At 64.0% G+C, this 18700-nt stretch carries 17 protein-coding genes; 10 read left to right on the forward strand and 7 right to left on the reverse strand.

Translation table 11 applies throughout. The features are described 5' to 3' along the window. Positions 1 to 43: 43 nt before the first annotated feature. Together pyrC and rnt are read left to right on the forward strand one after the other, a co-directional pair. Positions 44 to 1084 carry a dihydroorotase gene (gene pyrC / locus FV139_RS02765; RefSeq protein ID WP_213004000.1) on the forward strand — a complete coding sequence of 347 codons (1041 nt, stop codon included), beginning with the start codon at positions 44 to 46 and terminating at the stop codon, positions 1082 to 1084. Positions 1085 to 1086: 2 nt separating this feature from the next. Continuing rightward, positions 1087 to 1722 carry a ribonuclease T gene (rnt, locus tag FV139_RS02770; protein ID WP_148066701.1) on the forward strand — a complete coding sequence of 212 codons (636 nt, stop codon included), beginning with the start codon at positions 1087 to 1089 and terminating at the stop codon, positions 1720 to 1722. Here rnt and FV139_RS02775 read toward each other — a convergent pair. The 4 genes from FV139_RS02775 to mpl are packed head-to-tail and all read right to left on the reverse strand — an operon-like array spanning position 1719 to position 6637. Further along, complete coding sequence (locus FV139_RS02775; protein ID WP_148066702.1) at positions 1719 to 2324, reverse strand: LON peptidase substrate-binding domain-containing protein; 606 nt, start codon at positions 2322 to 2324, stop codon at positions 1719 to 1721. The genes rnt and FV139_RS02775 overlap by 4 nt on opposite strands. A 5-nt stretch (positions 2325 to 2329) precedes the next feature. Further along, on the reverse strand, positions 2330 to 2587 hold the full coding sequence (locus FV139_RS02780) for a YkgJ family cysteine cluster protein (RefSeq protein WP_148066703.1): 258 nt from the start codon (positions 2585 to 2587) through the stop codon (positions 2330 to 2332). 1 nt (position 2588) lies between these two features. Then, complete coding sequence (locus FV139_RS02785) at positions 2589 to 5237, reverse strand: efflux RND transporter permease subunit (protein ID WP_235898502.1); 2649 nt, start codon at positions 5235 to 5237, stop codon at positions 2589 to 2591. Positions 5238 to 5245: 8 nt separating this feature from the next. After that, a complete protein-coding gene (gene mpl, locus FV139_RS02790; protein WP_148066705.1) occupies positions 5246 to 6637 on the reverse strand; it encodes a UDP-N-acetylmuramate:L-alanyl-gamma-D-glutamyl-meso-diaminopimelate ligase in 1392 nt (463 codons plus the stop codon). Between the two features lie 222 nt (positions 6638 to 6859). Here mpl and FV139_RS02795 point away from each other — a divergent pair, with 222 nt between their 5' ends. Continuing rightward, positions 6860 to 8122, forward strand: a complete 1263-nt coding sequence (locus FV139_RS02795) for a 6-phosphofructokinase (protein WP_148066706.1) — start codon at positions 6860 to 6862, stop codon at positions 8120 to 8122. A gap of 63 nt (positions 8123 to 8185) precedes the next feature. Then, positions 8186 to 8725 carry an inorganic diphosphatase gene (gene ppa / locus FV139_RS02800; protein WP_148066707.1) on the forward strand — a complete coding sequence of 180 codons (540 nt, stop codon included), beginning with the start codon at positions 8186 to 8188 and terminating at the stop codon, positions 8723 to 8725. Positions 8726 to 8844: 119 nt separating this feature from the next. Here the strand turns inward: ppa and FV139_RS02805 are convergent, their stop codons facing one another. Further along, complete coding sequence (locus FV139_RS02805; protein ID WP_148066708.1) at positions 8845 to 9552, reverse strand: M15 family metallopeptidase; 708 nt, start codon at positions 9550 to 9552, stop codon at positions 8845 to 8847. A gap of 101 nt (positions 9553 to 9653) precedes the next feature. Here FV139_RS02805 and FV139_RS02810 point away from each other — a divergent pair, with 101 nt between their 5' ends. Further along, positions 9654 to 9968 (forward strand): Rieske (2Fe-2S) protein, encoded by a 315-nt coding sequence (locus tag FV139_RS02810; RefSeq protein WP_148066709.1) that lies wholly within the window; start codon positions 9654 to 9656, stop codon positions 9966 to 9968. A 10-nt stretch (positions 9969 to 9978) separates the two neighbouring features. Here the strand turns inward: FV139_RS02810 and sfsA are convergent, their stop codons facing one another. Continuing rightward, positions 9979 to 10683 (reverse strand): DNA/RNA nuclease SfsA, encoded by a 705-nt coding sequence (gene sfsA, locus FV139_RS02815; protein ID WP_148066710.1) that lies wholly within the window; start codon positions 10681 to 10683, stop codon positions 9979 to 9981. Next, positions 10683 to 11858 carry a pyridoxal phosphate-dependent aminotransferase gene (locus tag FV139_RS02820; RefSeq protein ID WP_148066711.1) on the reverse strand — a complete coding sequence of 392 codons (1176 nt, stop codon included), beginning with the start codon at positions 11856 to 11858 and terminating at the stop codon, positions 10683 to 10685. Before FV139_RS02820 ends, sfsA begins: the two co-directional genes overlap by 1 nt. 201 nt (positions 11859 to 12059) lie before the next feature. Between FV139_RS02820 and dksA the strand changes: the two genes are divergently transcribed. The 5 genes from dksA (at position 12060) to FV139_RS02840 (ending at position 18217) form a co-directional block, all read left to right on the forward strand. Next, positions 12060 to 12518: an RNA polymerase-binding protein DksA gene (dksA, locus tag FV139_RS02825; RefSeq protein WP_148066712.1), complete on the forward strand. Its 459-nt coding sequence runs from the start codon at positions 12060 to 12062 to the stop codon at positions 12516 to 12518. 39 nt (positions 12519 to 12557) lie between these two features. Next, positions 12558 to 13466 (forward strand): tRNA glutamyl-Q(34) synthetase GluQRS, encoded by a 909-nt coding sequence (gene gluQRS / locus FV139_RS02830; RefSeq protein WP_148066713.1) that lies wholly within the window; start codon positions 12558 to 12560, stop codon positions 13464 to 13466. Positions 13467 to 13531: 65 nt separating this feature from the next. Further along, complete coding sequence (locus FV139_RS21010) at positions 13532 to 13708, forward strand: hypothetical protein (protein ID WP_187276369.1); 177 nt, start codon at positions 13532 to 13534, stop codon at positions 13706 to 13708. Then, entirely contained in the window at positions 13698 to 16682 is a 2985-nt protein-coding gene (locus FV139_RS02835; protein WP_213004001.1) for an ATP-binding protein, read from the forward strand. The genes FV139_RS21010 and FV139_RS02835 overlap by 11 nt, the downstream gene beginning before the upstream one ends. Positions 16683 to 16771: 89 nt before the next feature. Then, on the forward strand, positions 16772 to 18217 hold the full coding sequence (locus FV139_RS02840) for a sigma-54-dependent transcriptional regulator (RefSeq protein WP_148066714.1): 1446 nt from the start codon (positions 16772 to 16774) through the stop codon (positions 18215 to 18217). Positions 18218 to 18700 lie beyond the last annotated feature (483 nt).

Here is an 18700-nt window from a genome sequence, read left to right on the forward strand (position 1 = left end):
TGTGGTAGCATGCGCCCTTTCAAACTGCCCCGAATCTCCCGCTGTGACTGAACTGACCCTGACCCGCCCCGACGACTGGCACGTCCACCTGCGCGACGGCGCCGCCCTCGAAGACACCTGTCGCGACATGGCGCGCTATTTCGGCCGCGCCATCGTGATGCCGAACCTGACACCGCCGGTGACCACCGTGGCGGATGCCGCGGCCTACCGGGAGCGGATCCTGGCGGCCATGAGCGGGCTGGGGCGGCAGTTTGAGCCGCTGATGACGCTCTACCTGACCGACCAGACCTCGGCGGAAGAGGTGCAGCGCGCGGCGGAGAGCGACTTTGTGCACGCCATCAAGCTGTATCCGGCGGGCGCCACCACCAATTCGGCCGCGGGCGTCGCCGACCTGGCGGGCCTGTACCCGACCCTGGAGGCGATGGAGAAGCACGACCTGCCGCTGTTGGTCCACGGCGAGGTCACCGACGGCGAGATCGACATCTTCGACCGGGAAGCGGTGTTTATCGAGCGTCACCTGGCGCCGATCGTGCAGCGCTTCCCTGGGCTGCGGGTGGTACTGGAGCACATTACCACCGCCGATGCGGCGGCGTTTGTGGGGGAGACCCCCGCCAACGTGGCGGCTACCATTACGGCCCACCACCTGCTGCTGAATCGCAATGACATGCTGGTGGGCGGGATTCGCCCCCACTACTACTGCCTGCCCATTCTCAAGCGCAATAGCCACCAGCAGGCCCTGCTGCGGGCCGCCACCTCCGGCAGTGCGAAGTTTTTCCTGGGCACGGATTCTGCCCCCCACGCCACCAGTGCCAAGGAAAGCCCCTGCGGCTGCGCCGGTGTGTACACGGCCCATGCCGCTATCGAGCTCTACGCCGAAGCCTTTGAGGCCGAGGGCGCCCTCGACAAGCTGGAGGGCTTTGCCAGCCACTTCGGCCCCGACTTTTACGGCCTGCCGCGCAACACCGATGCCATCACCCTGGTGAAGCACGCCTGGGAAGTCCCCTCCTCCATGCCGCTTGGCGGCCAGCCCCTGACCCCCATGCGGGCGTCCGACACGGTGGGTTGGCAGGTGAGCGAGGGCTGATCTTGCTGGAGACCGGCGAACACCGCATCAACGAGCGTTTCCGGGGTTTTCTCCCGGTGGTCGTGGACCTGGAAACCGGTGGGTTCAACGCGGGCACCGATGCGATACTGGAGATTGCGGCGAGTATCGTACGCATGGACGACGAGGGACTGCTCTCGGTCCACCGCACGGTGAGCTACAACGTAAAGCCCTTTGAGGGGGCCAATATCGAGCAGGCCGCCCTGGATTTCACCGGGATCGACCCCTGGCACCCCTTCCGGGAAGCGGTGTCCGAGGATGAAGCCCTGACGGAAATCTTTCGGGTCGTGCGCAAGGAAATTCGCGACCAGGGCTGTAACCGGGCCATTCTGGTGGGGCACAACGCCCACTTCGACGCGGGCTTCGTCAACGCGGCGGTAGAGCGCTGCAGCATCAAGCGCAACCCCTTCCACCCGTTTTCCCACTTCGACACCGCCACGCTCGCGGGGCTGGCCTACGGCCAGACCGTGCTCGCACGGGCCTGCTCGGAAGCGGGTATCGCCTTCGACAACAACGAGGCCCACTCGGCGGCCTATGACGCCGAGCGCACCGCCGAGCTGTTCTGCGAAATCGTCAATCGCTGGAAGGAAAGCGGCGGCTGGATGCCGAAGTTCGATTAATCCTCGCCACTGATGCGGTTGAGCACCTCGTTAAGGGCCTCCCCGACACGGTGCAAGTCATCCAGTCCCAGCAGGGAGTACTTCAGGGACTCCTCCAGCGGCAGTAGCTGGATCAGGGCGTAGGCCACCTGCCAGGCGTTGTCGTAGTCGATGTCGAGCCCCATGCGCTCAACGTGGGGGTGTACTTCGAGGCTCTGCAGCACATCCACCAGTGACTCCCAGTCCGCCGGAACCGGTTGCGGCAACGGTGACGACTCCAGCTGCACCTCTCCCATGACCAGCTGTGACGCAGCGGTGTGGCTGCGCAACAGCGAAAACCGCCGCTCGCCCTCGATGGTGATCCCCAGCAGGCCGTCCTTGAGCTGGTCCCAGTCGACGATGCGGGCATAGGTTCCCCAGTCCCCCAGTTCCGGTTTGGCCTGGCCGCGCTGGGCCACTTCCTCGCCGCGCCGGATCCAGGCGACCCCGAAACCGGTACCGGCACGCATGCAGTCGCGCACCAGGTCCAGGTAGCGACGTTCAAAAATCCGCAGGGGCATGCGCCCGTAGGGCAGCAGCACACCGGTCAGGGGGAACAGGGGAATTTCAGTCGTATCAGCCATAAGGTTCAATCGGGTAGGCTCAGGATTTCCAGCTCGGCGAGAATCGCCAGGGCCTGTTCACGATTCTCGCCACAGAAGCTCTCTTCGGCAACGAAAGCGGAGCACGCGGCCGGGCGCCGCGGGTCACCGAACAAACCGCACCGCAATTGATCGTCCAGGTGCACGCAGCGGACACCGGCCGGCTTGCCTTCGGGCATGCCATGGTAGGGCTGGCTGATCGACGGGGCGATACAGCAGGCACCGCACCCGGGCCGGCAGTCCATATCACTGGCCCTCCGGCCCCAGCGGTTTCCACAGCACCATCAGCAGGGGCAACAGCAACAGCGCCCCCAGCACAGCCGCCACCATGGCCAGCACTGTCAGCAGGCCGAAGTAGATGCTGGGGTTGAAGTTGGACAGGGTGAGCATGGCAAAGCCGATTACCACCGTCACGGTGGTGTAGTACATGGCCCTGCCAATACTGTAGTGGCAGCGGTACATGGTCGCCAGGTAGTTGCGATCCACTTCGAACTCCCGCAGGAAACGGTGTACGTAGTGAATGCAGTCGTCGACGCCGATACCCACCACGATGGCGGCGATGGTGATGGTCATGATATCCAGCGGAATCCCCAGCAAGCCCATGGTACCGAGCACCATCCCCGCTGCCAGGATGTTGGGCGCAAGGGTAATCAGGGCCAGGCTGAAGGAGCGGAACAACAGCACGAACATGAACAGAATCGCCAGGAACACGGCGCCCAGGGTAAGAATCTGGGACCGGAACAGGCTCTGCAGCACATTGTTGTAGAGCACCAGCATCCCGGTGAACTGGACGTCGTCGGGCTCCACCCCCAGCGTCTCTACCAGGTCGGCGTGGAGGCGCTTGAGGAAGGCATCCCGGCGCAGCTCCTTGCTGGTTTCCTTCACCCGCACGGTGATCCGGGCCTGCTCGTTGTCGGCGGAGAAGTAGGGGTCGACCATCATCCCGGCGATCTCGGGAGGCAGGCTCTTCTGCACCAGCGCCAGCTCCACGCTGCCGATATCATCGCCCAGCAGATTGCGCACCACCTGGAACACCGTGGACAGGGAAAGCACCTTGCCGGTTTCCGGCTGGCCATCCACCAGCTCGTGCACGGCATCGATACGCTCCATCCCGTCGAGACTGAACCAGTAGCTGGGCTTGAAGTGCTCCCCCGGGCCGGCAAAGTCAAAGCTTTCCTCACCGAAGCCGTCGTCGGCCCACTCGTCTGCGCCCTCGCCTTCTCCGTCATCGAAAGCGTCGCTGCCGTTGTCGCTTGCGAAGGCATCGCCAGCGAATTCATCGGCAAAATCCTCACTCTCCTCGAGGAAGGGATCGTCCTCGGCCGGCGGCGGCACCGCGCCGGTGGCGACCGTTTCCAGCCCCGGCAGCGGCTCGCTCTCGTCCGGTGCGCTGAGCAGGATGTCCAGCGGGATCGTGCCACCGAGGCGGGAATCCAGCAGCTCCATGCCTCGGTAAATTTCTGTGGTGTCCTTGAAGTAGTCGATGAAGCGGTTCTCGACCTTGAGCTGGGACAGGCCCACCAGCACCAGCACACACAGCACTACGGTCACCGCGATGATGCTGCGATGAAAATGGTCGGTGGCCCGGGCGAAGTAGACCGTCAGCGGCTGACCTTCGGCAGCGTAGCGGTGCGGACGTCCCTTGGGCCAGACCAGGATCAGGCAGGGCACCAGGATAAACGCCAGAATCAGCGAGACCACGATGCCTGTCGTCATCATCCAGCCGAAATCGATCACCGGCTGAATGCTGGACACCACAAGGGAAACAAAGGCGACAATGGTCGTGATGCCCGTGTAGGTACAGGGCACCGCCATCAGGCGTATGGTTTCGCTGACCCGGTGACGGATGTCACCCTCGGTGCCCTGGGCCAGGTCCGCCGCATGCAACTCCCGGTAGCGCACGATCAGGTGGATGGAAATCGCCAAGCTGATGATCAGTAGCACCGCCACGAAGTTGGAGGAAATGACCGTCATCCGCCAGTCGAAGAAGCCGAGGATTCCCAGCATCACCAGCACCGAGGCCGTGCAGGTCACCAGGGGAATGACCACCCAGCGGACCCGCCGGAAGATCACCGCCAGCACCAGCAGCATGACCCCCAGGATCGCGCTGCCAAACAGCACCAGGTCGCTGCGGACGAAGCCCACCATGTCGGCGGCGATCATCGGCACCCCGCCCACAAACAGTTTGGCGTGATCGCGATAGTCATCGGCGATATCGCGCACCGACTGGACCAGCTCGCTCTGGGCTTCCAGCATCGCGCCGGTATGCGCCTTGAAATCGACCTCCACTCGCGCCAGCTCCGCGGCCTCCGCGGCGCTGAGGTCCCGCACATTGCGGGCCTGGCGCAGCGCTTCGCGCTGACCCAGCAGGTCGAAGTAACGCTCATCCCGCTGCAGGTTGATCTGTACCGCCGTCAGCTGACCGTCACGGCTGACCAGCAGCTGGGAGTAGATCGGACTGGTGGTGAATTCCTTCAGTGCCAGCTCGCGATCGATGTCGGGATCGCGCAGGCTGGGCAATGGGTCGCCGGACGTGATATCCGAAAGGCTGACCGGCGGACTCTCCAGCAAGGGCACGTCGAGCACCGTCGTTACCGAGGACACACCGGGCAGCGTCCGCAGCTGGTCGGCCATTCGCGACAGCGGCTCGAGGGAGGCGTCACTCAACAGCGGCGAATCCGGCTGCCAGGTAATCAGCAGAAAATCCTCGGAACTGTACTCGCTGCTGATCTCGCGATAGAAATCCAGGGCCGGGTCTCCCTGCAGCATCAGCGAATCGGCAGAAGCATCGAGCTTGAGCTTGCCCAGTTGCGCGGCCGAGGCCACCAGCAGCACCGCCACCAGGGCCAGCCACAGCCAGGGGTACTGCAAGACGCAGCGATCAAAGAGTTTCATCAGTCGGCTCATTCCGCCTGCTCACCTTCCAGTTGCTGTAACAGGCGCTGGTGGATGCCACCAAAGCTGCCATTGCTCATGATGACAATACGGTCTCCGGGGCGAGCCTGTGCCGCCACCGCATCCACCAGGGAGTCGACCTCCTCGAACAGGTGGGCTGGCACGGGGCTGGCCTGCACGACGCCCTCCAGCGACCAGTCCATGCCCGCGGGCTGAAACCAGTAGACCTCGTCCGCACTCGCGGTGGACGCCGCCAGGGCATCCCGGTGAGCGCCCATGCGCATGGTGTTGGAGCGCGGTTCCACCAGGGCAATCACCCGGCTATCGCCGGCCCGCTTTTCGCCGACATGAGCCCGCAGCCCCTCGAGCGTTGTCGCAATCGCCGTCGGGTGGTGGGCGAAGTCATCGTAGACATAAACGCCCCCCGGGCGGCCGAGCAGCTCCAGGCGCCGTTTGACCCCGCGGAACTCCGCCAGTGCCGCGGCGGCGACCTCCGGCGGCACCCCCACGTGGCGCGCTGCGGCCACCGCCGCAAGGGCATTCTCGATGTTGTGCCGGCCGAGATAGCCCCAGTCGATGGTGACCGGCTCGGTGTCGGGCCCGCGAACCAGAAAGCTGGAACCGTCACTCTGCAATGGCTCTGCCCGCCAGTCCCCTGCATCGCCCACCCCAAAGCGGGTCACCGGCGTCCAGCAGCCCTGGGCCAGGACATCATCCACCGCCGCTGACTGGGCCGGACAAACCACCTGTCCCTCCCCCGGCACCGTGCGCACCAGGTGGTGGAACTGACGCTGGATCGCGGCCAGGTCGGGGAAAATATCGGCGTGGTCGAACTCCAGGTTGTTGATCACCAGGGTCCGCGGCCGGTAGTGCACAAACTTGGAGCGCTTGTCGAAGAAGGCGGTGTCGTACTCGTCGGCTTCCACCACAAAGAAGTCGCTATCGCCGATGCGGGCCGACTGGCCGAAATTGGCCGGCACACCCCCGATCAGGAAGCCCGGTGACATACCGGCGTATTCCAGTATCCACGCCAGCAGGCTGCTGGTCGTGGTCTTGCCGTGGGTACCCGATACCGCCAGCACCCACTTGCCATGCAACAGTTGCTCCGCCAGCCACTGCGGCCCGGAAACATAATTCAGGCCGCGATTGAGCAGGTACTCCACCGCCGGGTTGCCCCGGGTCATGGCATTGCCCACCACCACGCAATCCGGCGCCGGCTGCAGGTGCTCGGGCAGATAGCCCTGCATCAATTCGATGCCGGCGGCCTCCAGCTGGGTACTCATCGGGGGATAGACGTTGGCATCGGAGCCGGTGACCTTGTAACCGAGTTCCCGGGCCAGCAGGGCGATGCCGCCCATAAATGTGCCGCAGATGCCGAGGATATGTATATGTGCTTTCAACAGGCACTCCTTGTTCGAACGGCGAGTGTAGCACGCAGCATCGAACCCGCCGCAGCGCTTCACCCCTACGGGGCACAGCGAGCGGTAATACTGCCCAATACGGTGCAATTACCCCCCCGTTTCGCGTATCATTCGCGCTTTTCAAAGGTAGTCCGGGAGCGCCCAGGGGCGCGCCAAACTCTCGGTTCAACCACCTCCAGAAACCGACCACGGACCCCACCCATGGCCAGGAAAAACGCTTTTTACGCCCAGTCCGGCGGTGTCACCGCCGTGATCAACGCCTCCGCCTGCGGCGTCATTGAAACCGCCCGCGAACACCGCAAGCAGATCGGCAAGGTCTATGCCGGCCGCAATGGCATCATCGGCGCCCTGCGCGAAGAACTGATCGACACCAGCAAGGAGAGCAAGTCGGCCATCCACGGACTGCTTACGACGCCTGCGGGCGCATTTGGTTCCTGCCGGCACAAACTGAAGAGCCTCACCGAGAACCGCGCCGAGTACGAGCGCCTGATCGAAGTGTTCAAGGCCCACAACATCGGCTACTTCTTTTACAACGGCGGCGGTGACTCCGCCGACACCTGCCTCAAGGTGTCCCAGCTCAGTGAGTCCATGGGCTACCCGATCCAGGCCATCCACGTACCGAAAACCATCGACAACGACCTGCCCCTGACCGACAACTGCCCCGGTTTCGGTTCGGTGGCCAAGTACATCGCCATCTCCACTCGCGAAGCGGCACTGGATGTGGCGTCCATGTGCGAAACCTCCACCAAGGTGTTCATCCTCGAAGTGATGGGCCGGCACGCCGGCTGGATTGCCGCCGCGGCGGGTCTCGCCGCGGAGCAGGACGGCGATGCGCCGCACATCATCCTGTTTCCGGAAATTGCCTTTAACCGCGATAAGTTCCTGGCCCGGGTCAAGCGCACGGTCAAAAAACACGGCTATTGCGTGATCGTGGCCAGCGAGGGCGCCCAGTACAAGGACGGCACCTTCCTCGCCGACTCCGGCGTGGTGGACGCCTTTGGCCACAAGCAGCTCGGCGGCCTGGCGCCGTCGCTGGCGCAGATGATCAAGTCAGAACTCGGCTACAAGTACCACTGGGCCGTGGCCGACTACCTGCAGCGCTCCGCCCGCCACATTGCATCCCAGACCGACCTGGACCAGGCCTACGCGCTGGGCAAGGCGGCGGTGGAATTCGCGGTGGCCGGCAAGAATGCGGTGATGCCCGCCATTGTGCGCGGCAAGGGCAAGCGCTACAGCTGGTCGATCGGCGAGGCCCCCCTGGCAGAGGTGGCAAACCGCGAGAAGATGATGCCCCGCAGCTTTATCACCCGTGACGGCTTCGGCATCACCGAAGCAGCCCGCACGTACCTGGCGCCGCTGATCTCGGGCGAAGCCTACCCCGGGTACCGCAACGGGCTGCCGGTCTACACCCGCCTGAAGCTGGTCCCGGTGGAGAAAAAGCTGCGCAGTACATTCAAGGTCTGAGCCCTGCTATAATCCGCGCCCCCATTTTGATCCTTTTGTCCATAGTGAACTGTAGGTAAAGCCATGAGCCTGAATCTGGTACCCCCCGGGAAGAACATCCCCGACGAAATCAACGTCATCATCGAAGTACCCGCCCACTCTGACCCGGTCAAGTACGAAGTGGACCACGACAGTGGCGCCATCATGGTCGACCGCTTCATGTCCGCGGCAATGTTCTACCCCTGCAACTACGGCTACATCCCCAACACCCTGGCGGATGACGGCGACCCCCTGGACGTACTGGTCCACACGCCTCATACCGTTGTCAGCGGCTGTGTGATCCCCTGCCGTCCGGTGGGCATCCTGCAGATGAGCGACGAAGCCGGTGAAGACGCCAAGCTGATTGCCGTACCGACCAAGAAGCTGAGCCCGCTGTACAACGACGTGCAGGAAGCCACTGACCTGCCGCCGCTGCTGATTCAGCAGATCACCCACTTCTTCGAGCACTACAAGGACCTCGAAGACGGCAAGTGGGTGAAGGTAGAGGGTTGGGGCACTGCCGCCGACGCCCGCGCCGCCATCGAAGCTGCGGTTGCCGCTTACGCCAAGGCCGAAGACCACTGAGCCTTTGCCGGGGCCGGCTTCCGCCGGCCCCTCACGCCTTCCCGGGCACCCCGAACAGACTTTCGCTACACCTTTTCACGACCCCTTCCACGCATTCCAGGGCTTCCGGGCACACCCGCTCAGGTCACTGCGGGACACCATCCCTCGCCCACGGCGACATAACGCGCCAGCACGCTGTCCAGCTCCGCCTCGACTTCACTGCGTAACAGCAAGCCCCCCGGCAGATGCCGGTCCCAGCAGGCCCGCAATGCTTCAGGCCCCACCCGTTCGCCGCAGCCCAGCGACAGGGGCGCGTAACTGAGATGCCAGCGCTCCGGCGCAACGCCACCGCGGTCGCGGGCGTAGGGCCGGAAAAAACCCTGGGACTCCCCCGCGGCCATGCGCTGGTCCAGCCAGGTGTGCAGGGCGTCGAAAGGACCTCCCGGCGCGACCTCTTCCGGGGTCAGCTGCACCGCGTAGCCGGCAGGCACGGCCGCCGCGTCAAACACGTCGAGGTCGGTGCCCCAGTGATGTCGGGAGGTACCCGGCAGGGCCGAGAACCGCAGGATCGCGTGCAACTGCTCACGCGGTGACAGCGAGGCCATGGCCACGGGCTGCCCGCAATCATCGTGAACCGCTCGCTTGCCTGCGGCCTTGGCGTTCCAGATACCGCTCTGGCGGCTGAAGGAGCGATGGCTACTGGCGATCTGCAGCTGAAATCCGGCGGCGCGGGCAGCCGCCACCAGGGCCTGCCAGGCCCGGGCTGCCTCCGGGTGCAGGCGATGGCCTCCGGGCAGGTCGGTCAGGTGGCGCTCATCGACACCGGTGAGCTGATCGATACTCAACATGGGAGACAATTTGCGAATGGCTGATGAACCGGCACAATAGCGCAGCGGGCAAGCCGCAACAATCAACAGCCAGTGCAGCACCAACACCCCGAGGCGATACCATGAGCCGGATCGGCCACATCGACGATTTTGAAGACAATGCCAGTGCCAGCATCCAGGTGGACTTCCACCAGTTGCTGGTGGTGAAAAAAGCCGGCGAGCTGTTCCTGTACCAGAATCACTGCCCTCACGCCGGCACGGAGCTGGATCCCATGGGGGGCTCGGTGGCCACTGCCAACGGCATGATTCTGGTGTGCCAGCACCACGGTGCGGAATTCCTCAGCCACACCGGCGAATGCGTGGCCGGCCCCTGCCTGGGGGAGCGTCTGCAAGCCATCCCCTTCACCCTGAGCAACGGCGATATTTACCTGGACTGACGACCCGGGTTCAGTGCGAGTCCAGGCTGAAGGGCAGCGGCCGCGCCAGGCTCAGGCCACGGGTGGTCACGTCGGTGGCGTAGGCCAGCACTTCCAGGCCGGCGTCCATGGCCCCGGCCAGCGCCTCGCGGTAGCGGGGGTCGATGTCCCCGGCGGTGCACACCTTCTGTACGCCGCTGTGAAACACACAGAACAACAGGACAGCGCGGGTCTGGCTGTCCATCACCGCCTGTAACTCGCGAATGTGCTTGCGGCCCCGCTCGCTGACCGCATCGGGAAAAGCACCCCAGCCCTCCTGGCGACACAGGGTGACACACTTGACCTCCACGAAGACCCGCCCCGACTCGCCTTCCAGCAACAGGTCGGCACGGCTTTTTTCACCATACTTCACCTCGCTGCGAATCGCCGGGTAGTCACCGAAGCCGCGCACCCGGCCCTGCTCGAAACCCTCCCGTACCACCTTGTTGGCCAATGCGGAGTGAATGCAGGCCATGCCAGCCGGGGTATCCACCAGCTCCCAGGTGTGCCGGTATTTGCGGGTCTTCGAGTCGCTGACCGACAACCACACCGGCGCGCCTTCCGGCATGCAGCCGGTCATGGCGCCGGTATTCGGGCAGTGGGCGGTGATGACCTCGCCGCCGGGCAATTCGACATCCGCCAGGAAGCGCTTGTAACGCCGAAGCAGCCGGCCCTGTACCAGTTTGCCGAACTCCATCAACTGAGCACCTTCGCCAGGCGCTCCACCGCCACTTCCAGTCGCTCGAGGCCGGTGGTGTAGGAGAAACGCAGGTGCTCACTGGCGCGGTAATGGCCGAAGTCCAGCCCCGGGGTAAGCGCCAGGCCATGGTCCTCCAGCAGCTGGCGGCAGAAGGCCTGGCTGTCATCGGTGAAGCGGGAGGCGTTGGCGTAGATATAAAATGCCCCCTGGGGGGTACAGGGCACCTCGAAACCGATGTCCTGCAAGGCGGGCAGCAGGAAATCCCGGCGCTGGCGGAACAACTCCCGGCGCTCGTCGAGGATGGCGCGGGTGGCGGGCTCAAAACAGGCCAGGGCGGCGTACTGCCCCATGGTCGACATCGAGATAAACAGGTTCTGGGACAGCTTCTCCAGCTCCGGCACCGCCGCTTCCGGCGCCACCAGCCAGCCCAGGCGCCAGCCGGTCATGCCGAAATACTTGGAAAAGCTGTTGATGACGAAGGCGTCGGGGTCCACCTCCAGCACCGAGGGGGTCGCCACGTCGTAGCCCAGGCCGTGGTAGAGCTCATCCACCAGCAGGTAGCCATTGCGCTCACGGGTCGCCGCCGACAGGGCCGCCAGCTCCTCCCGGGACAGCACGCTGCCGGTCGGGTTGGCCGGTGAAGCCAGCAAGGCGCCGGCAGTGTGGGGCTGCCAGTACTGCGCCAGCAATTCCGGCGTGAGCTGGTAGCGGGTTTCGGGGCCGGTCGGCACCAATTGGCCCCGGGCCTCTACCAGCCGCAGAAAGTGGCGGTTGCAGGGATAGCCCGGGTCACTCATCAGCAGCGATTCGCCCGGATTGAGCAGCAGGGACGACAACAGCAGTAGGGCCCCCGAGGCACCCGGGGTCACCACGATGCGCGAGGGCGGGATATCGAGGCCGTATTCGTCCTGGTAGTAGCGGGACAGGGCTTCCCGCAGGGCCGGCAGGCCGGCGGGCTGGGAATAATAGGTTGCCCCGGCAGCGAGGGCGGCGCGGCCGGCCTCGACGATGGGCGGTGCGGTGGCAAAATCGGGCTCGCCGGCGGCCATATGGACGATATCGCGGCCGGCGGCGGCCAGCTCCGTGGCCCGGGTGAGGATTTCCACCACGCGAAAAGGCTCGATATCACGCACGCGGGCGGCACTGCCGCGACGCTCGAAGACACTGGGCATCCGGGCTTCCAAAATGGTCTGGGCGAGCCATTCTAACAGCGCCCCGAGGCCCGCTGGCAAGGCGCACAGTGGCCTGAACATTTTTGTGGCACAGGCCACTGATATCTGGTAGTTTCTCCGCGCTTGAGAGCGGCGGCCTGAAGGCTGCCGGGGTCGCTGGCTTCCAGCGCCTGAACCACCGTGCAGTATGGGATATTGACCATGCCAAAAGCAGCGCAAAAAACGACCGCCAAGAAAGCGGATTCTTCCGAGTTCAAGAGCTTTGTACCCTACAAGCCCAAGAAGGGCGAAGAGTACATGAATGAGGAGCAGCGGGCTCACTTCCGCTCCATCCTCCTCAACTGGAAGTCCAACCTGATGCAGGAAGTGGACCGCACCGTTACTCACATGAAAGACGAAGCGGCCAACTTCCCCGACCCGGCGGACCGCGCCACCCAGGAAGAAGAGTTCAGCCTGGAGCTGCGCACCCGCGACCGCGAGCGCAAGCTGATCAAGAAAATCGACAGCACCATCGAGCGCGTCGACCAGGACGACTACGGTTTCTGTGACGCCTGCGGCGTGGAAATCGGCATCAAACGCCTGGAAGCCCGCCCTACCGCCACCCTTTGCATCGACTGCAAAACCCTCGACGAAATCAAGGAGAAGCAGGAGCTGGGCTAAGCCCCACCCTGCGGCCGCCCCCACGGGGCGGCCTCTCCGATGTCCGCCCCAGCACCCAGCTACCGGGGTCGTTTCGCCCCCTCCCCCACCGGACCGCTACACCAGGGCTCCCTGATTGCCGCCCTGGCGAGCTACCTCGACGCACGCAGCGCAGGGGGTACCTGGCTGGTGCGCATGGAAGACCTGGATCCCCCCCGGGAGCAGGCCGGGGCCGCCGACGCCATTCTGCACAGCCTGGAAGCACACGGCCTGCAGTGGGACGAGTCCGTGCTCTGGCAACACACCCGCAGCGACGCCTATCGGGCGGCGCTGGAGCAACTGCGCACCGCGGGTTACCTGTTCAGCTGCAACTGCAGCCGGGCGCAAACCGACCCCGCCGGCAACTGTGCCGGCAGCTGCCGCCAGCAAACCCCGACCGCCCCCGTGGCGCTGCGCGTCCCGGTAGATAAGGACTATGTCGCCCACTGGCAGGACCAGTGGCAGGGCACCCAGCACTGGCCAATTGGCCACGAATTGCGGGATTTCGTGGTACGGCGCAAAGACGGGCTGTTTGCCTACCAGCTCGCAGTGGTGGTGGACGACCACTACCAGGCTATCAGCCACATTATTCGCGGTTCCGACCTGCTGGATTCCACGCCACGGCAGCTCTGGCTGCAATCCCTGCTGGGCTGTCCCCACCCCCGCTATGGTCACCTGCCGGTCCTGACCAACCGCGAGGGGCAGAAACTGAGCAAGCAGACCCATGCCCCAGCCCTGGACGACACCAGGGCCGGTGACAACCTCAGGCGCGCCCTGGACTACCTGGGGCAGGCGGCGCCACCGGAGGAATTGCGCGCTCCCGACGAGCTGCTCCCCTTTGCCATCGAGCACTGGCAGCCGGAACAGATGCCGGGTGGACTGAGCCTGCCTCCTCACCGGAGCCGGACGCACCTCAGCCGGCCACCCTGACACCGGCTTTACCGTCCAGCCGGGCTTCAGTAGTATCAGCGCACGCCGTCGAGGATCCCGCCACCATGTATATCAACCGGGCATTGCTACTGTTGCTGGGCCTGGCCCTGATCTTCCTGCCCGCCATCGAGAACTGGCTGTGGCAAAGCCCCACCGAATGGTACCGCCCCTACCTGCTGTGGCTGGCAGCCATTGCGGCGGGCTGGTGGAACCAGCGCTCAAGGTATCCGGATGAGCTTTAGCCTGACCCAGATCGTCCTGGCGATCGTCGCCTACCTGAGCATCCTGTTTCTTGTCGCCCACCTCGCCGACCGCGACCTGTTGCCGCGCTGGCTGACCCACCACCCGGCCACTTACGTGCTGTCGCTGGGGGTCTTTGCCGGCGCCATGGCCAGCAATGCCATCTTCGAACTGGCCTGGCGCTACGGCTACGGTTACCTGCTCTATTACCTGGGCGGCGTGCTGATGTTCCTCATCGCCACCCTCCTGCTGCTGCCATTGCTGCGATTGTGCCGGGTCTACCAGCTGTCCTCGCTGGCCGACGTCCTCACCTTCCGCTACCGCAGCCAGTGGGTCGGCGCAGGCGTCAGCCTGGCCATGAGCCTGACCCTGCTGCCGCTACTGGCACTGCAGATCCAGGCGGTGGCGGATTCCATTCACATCCTCGCTGGCGCTACCGACAGCCTGCTGCCCGCCGCCGAGCGCGAGGACGGCCTGGCCCTGCTGTTCTGCGTGATCATGGTGGTATTCGCCATTCTCTTCGGCACCCGCAATATCGCCTCCCAACGCCGCAACACCGGCCTGGTGACCGCCATCGCCTTCGAGTCGCTGGTCAAGCTGATGGCGCTGCTGGGCCTGATGTTTGCCGCCGTCTACCAGGTGTTTGGCGGCTTCGAAGCCATGTCCGACTGGCTCGCCCAGTCGGCCGAGGCGCGCGACATGATGGGGCACCCCCTGCAGGGGGGTGCCACCCGACTGCTACTGGTGGTGTTTTTCGCCGGCGCGGTGTGCATGCCGCACATTTTTCACATGGCTTTTGCCGAGAACAAGGAAAGCCTCGACCTGCGGGCGGCCAGCTGGGGCCTGCCCCTGTACCTGCTGCTGATCAGCCTGCCGGTACTGCCGATTACCTGGGCGGGGATGAGCCTGGTGCACGACCTGCCACGGGAATACACCGGGCTGGCATTGGGATTGGGCCTCAAATCAGAGGGTGTGGCAGCCACCGCTTTCGTAGCCGGATTATCGGCTGCCAGCGCGACCATCATCGTGACCACCCTGGCCCTGGCCAACATGATCCTCAACCACCTTATTCTGCCCCGCAATGTGATCCAGATCGGCCGCGAGCAAAGCCTCTACTCCCACCTCAAACTGCTGCGCCGCAGCCTGATCGCATTGCTCATCCTGGCGGGCTACGGCTGCTTCCTGGCGGTGAACGGTCGCCAGAGCCTGGCGGAGCTCGGCCTGGTAGCCTTCACCGGAACCCTGCAGTTTCTGCCGGGGATCATCGCCACGCCCTACTGGCATGGCGGCAATCGCAAGGGACTTCTCACCGGCCTTGCCGGCGGCCTGGGCCTGTGGGCCACCACCCTGTTGCTGCCGATCCTGGGCACACCCCAACCGGGCTGGCTGCCGGCCCTGGCGATCGACTGGTTCAGCGACCCCAGTGAAGCCTGGGCCGTGGTCTGCGTGCTCTCGCTGGGGCTGAACGTGGCACTGTTTTTTGCGGTGTCGATGGCCACCAGCGTAAGCGACGAAGAGCGGGTGGCAGCCGAGATCTGCTCCATGGATGATCTCAACCGCCCCATGCGACGCAGCCTGGGCCTGACCAGCGCGGGGCAGTTCATCGACGCCCTGGCGCCGGCCCTGGGAGATCGCACGGCCCGGGCCGAGGTACGCCGGGCGCTGCTGGAACTGCAGTTCGAGGAGACCGAATCGCGCCCCTACGCCCTGCGCCGTCTGCGCGGGCGCATCGAGGCCAATCTGTCGGGGCTGCTCGGGCCGACCGTGGCCCACAATATCCTCAACCGCTGCGTACCCTTCCAGCCCGACATGAACGGCGGCACCGACGATCTGTACCTGATCGAGCGCCAGCTGGACAAGGCCGAGGGCCAGTTCACCGGCCTGGCGGCGGAGCTCGACCACCTGCGCCGCCACTACCGCCAGACCCTGGACAACCTGCCAATCGGGGTATTCTCCACCGCCCCGGACGGGGAAATCCTGTTGTGGAATCGCAGCATGGAGGAAATTACCGGGATCCCGGCTCGCCGCACCCTGGGTTCGCTCCAGACCTTCATGCCCCAACCCTGGCGGCGCATCTTCAGCGACTTCCTGACCGACGACAATGAGGCCCTGCTCAAACAGGAGGTGGTGCTCGCAGACGGCAGCAGCCGCTGGATTTCCCTGCACAAGGCTTCGGCCGAGGGGCGCGGCAACAGCGGTGACAAAGTGGTGCTGGTGGAGGATATCTCGGACCTGGAACGCCTCGAAACCGAACTGCTGCACAGTGAACGACTGGCATCGATCGGCCGCCTGGCAGCGGGGGTGGCCCACGAAATCGGCAACCCGATTACCGGGATCGCCTGCCTGGCGCAAAACCTCGACTACGACCTTGAGCCCGAGGATGTGCGCGCCACTGCCCGCGACATTCTCAAGCAAACCGACCGGGTCAGCCGCATCGTGGAGTCGCTGGTCAACTTTTCCCACACCGGCTCCGGTACCGGCGACACCCAGCTGGTGGCCTGCAACCTGGCCGACTGCGTGGACGAAGCGGTCCACCTGCTGGAGCTCGATCACCAGGCCAAGCCGGTGAACTTTATCAACGAGTGCAACCGCGAAACCGTGGTACTGGCCGATACCCAGAAACTGCTGCAGGTGTTTATCAATCTGCTGGGCAATGCCCGGGACGCCTGTGGCGACGACGGCTACATCCGCGTCCGCGAACGCATCCTGGAGGGTTTTGCCTTCATCGAGGTGGAGGACAATGGCGCCGGGGTGCCGGTGGACATCCAGAGCCAGGTGTTCGAGCCCTTCTACACCACCAAGGACCCCGGCGAGGGAACTGGCCTGGGCCTCGCCCTGGTGTACAGCATCATGGAAGACATGAACGGCAGCATCCACTTGCAGAGCCCGGTATTCGAGGGACCGCAGCCGGGCACCTGCATGACGCTGCAGCTGCCGCTGGGCCGCTACGACAGTGAATTCCGCCTCGAAATGTAACGGCAAGTGACACCGCCCGCTGCCCCCGACTGGAAAATTGCCGGGGGGCAGGGTATGTTGTGTCACCCAAGTTCCCACGGTAACGCTTGATGCAAAAGATTCTCGTCGTCGAAGATGAATCCGTGATCCGTACCGCGCTACGGCGCCTGCTGGAACGCAATGAATACAATGTGTCCGAGGCCGCCTCTGTACAGGAAGCGGAAACCCAGCACACCCTCACTGACTTCGACCTGATCATCAGTGACCTGCGCCTGCCCGGCGCCCCGGGCACCGACCTGATCAAGAAGGCCGGCGACGTACCCGTGCTGATCATGACCAGTTACGCCAGCCTGCGTTCGGCCGTGGATTCCATGCGCATGGGAGCGGTGGACTACATCGCCAAACCCTTCGATCACAGCGACATGCTCAGTGCGGTCGAGCGCATCATCGCCGACCACCCCACGGCCCGCGCGGAGTCGTCCCGGAGCCCGCAAAGCGCCGAGGACAGCCATCCGCAGGCCACCGGCTTTATCGGCAATTGCCAGGCGATGCAGACCCTGTTCAGCAACATTCGCAAAATGGCCCCCACGGATTCCACCGTGCTGGTACTCGGAGAGACCGGTACCGGTAAAGAGCTGGTGGCGCGCAGCGTACACCAGGCCAGCAAGCGGGCGGGCAACACCCTGATCTCGGTCAACTGCGCCGCGATTCCCGACACCCTGATCGAGTCGGAACTGTTCGGCTACGAGAAAGGCGCATTCACCGGCGCCAATGCCAGCCGCATGGGCCTGATCGAAGCGGCTGATGGCGGCACCCTGTTCCTCGACGAAATCGGCGAATTGCCGATGGAGGCCCAGGCCCGCCTGCTGCGCTTCATCCAGGAGGGAGAAATCCGTCGCATCGGTTCGGTCACCTCCCGCAAGGTCAATGTCCGCCTGATCTGCGCAACCCACCGCAACCTGCAGGCCCTCGCCGCCGAGGGTGAGTTTCGCCAGGATCTTTACTACCGTATCAACGTATTGCGCCTGTCGCTGCCGCCATTGCGCGAGCGCGGCAAGGACATCCTGCATCTCGCCGAACACCTGATGCAGGTGCAGCTGGAGCGCCTGGGCAAAGGTCCCATGGAGTTGTCGCCGAAGGCGATCCAGGCCATCACGACCTACCAGTGGCCCGGCAATGTGCGGGAACTGGAACACGCCATCGAACGCGCCGTCATCCTCTCGGAAGGCGATGAAATCGACAACGAGACACTGGGCATCGACCTCGAACTGGTCAATATCAACCGCATCCGCGGCCAGCAGGGTGGCGGCGTGAGCACCACGCCAGCCGCCCAGCAACCCCGCAGCATCAGCTCCGACCCCACCGAAGACCTGTCCCTGGAAGACTACTTCCAGCGTTTCGTTCTGGAACACCAGGACTCCATGAGCGAGACCGAGCTGGCCCAGAAGTTGGGTATCAGCCGCAAGTGCCTGTGGGAACGGCGGCAGCGCTTTGATATTCCACGAAAAAAGGCGGGAAGCAGCAGTGGCACACGGCGCAAGAAAGCCGCCAGCTAAGCGTTACCCGGTCACATTTCTGTAACAATTTCCGGAGTAAAAAGGTAACAACAGCTCGGATTAAACGTCGAGCGGCCAACCGCGAAATTTCTTAACTTGCTGTTTTATAACACTTTTTCAAAAATTGGCACACGCCATGCAATTATCAAGTCGGCTACAACAATAAAAATAAGAATCTGCCTTAATAAAAATAAGATACTTCACTATGGACCTGGTGGGGGAAGTTCTCTTCCCCTTCGTTCCAGTTACTTGAGGGAATACCCTTTGATTACCAGCCAGGTTGGCTGATCCAATCAGGGATATGCCCCAGGCGGCCAGCACAACGGCTCGCCAGAACTAACAATTTGGCAGCGCAATTGCGAAATAGTTCTACCGCCTGCCAATAAGAATAAATACGGCTAGCGCATAACAATAACCGGTTGAGACCTGGATGGGGAAAACAGCTGTTTTCCCCGTCTTATTCTTGTTTCCCCCTGCTTCCAC

Origin of the sequence: Parahaliea maris, assembly GCF_008064665.1 — a bacterium.
Taxonomy (GTDB): Bacteria; Pseudomonadota; Gammaproteobacteria; order Pseudomonadales; family Halieaceae; genus Parahaliea; species Parahaliea maris.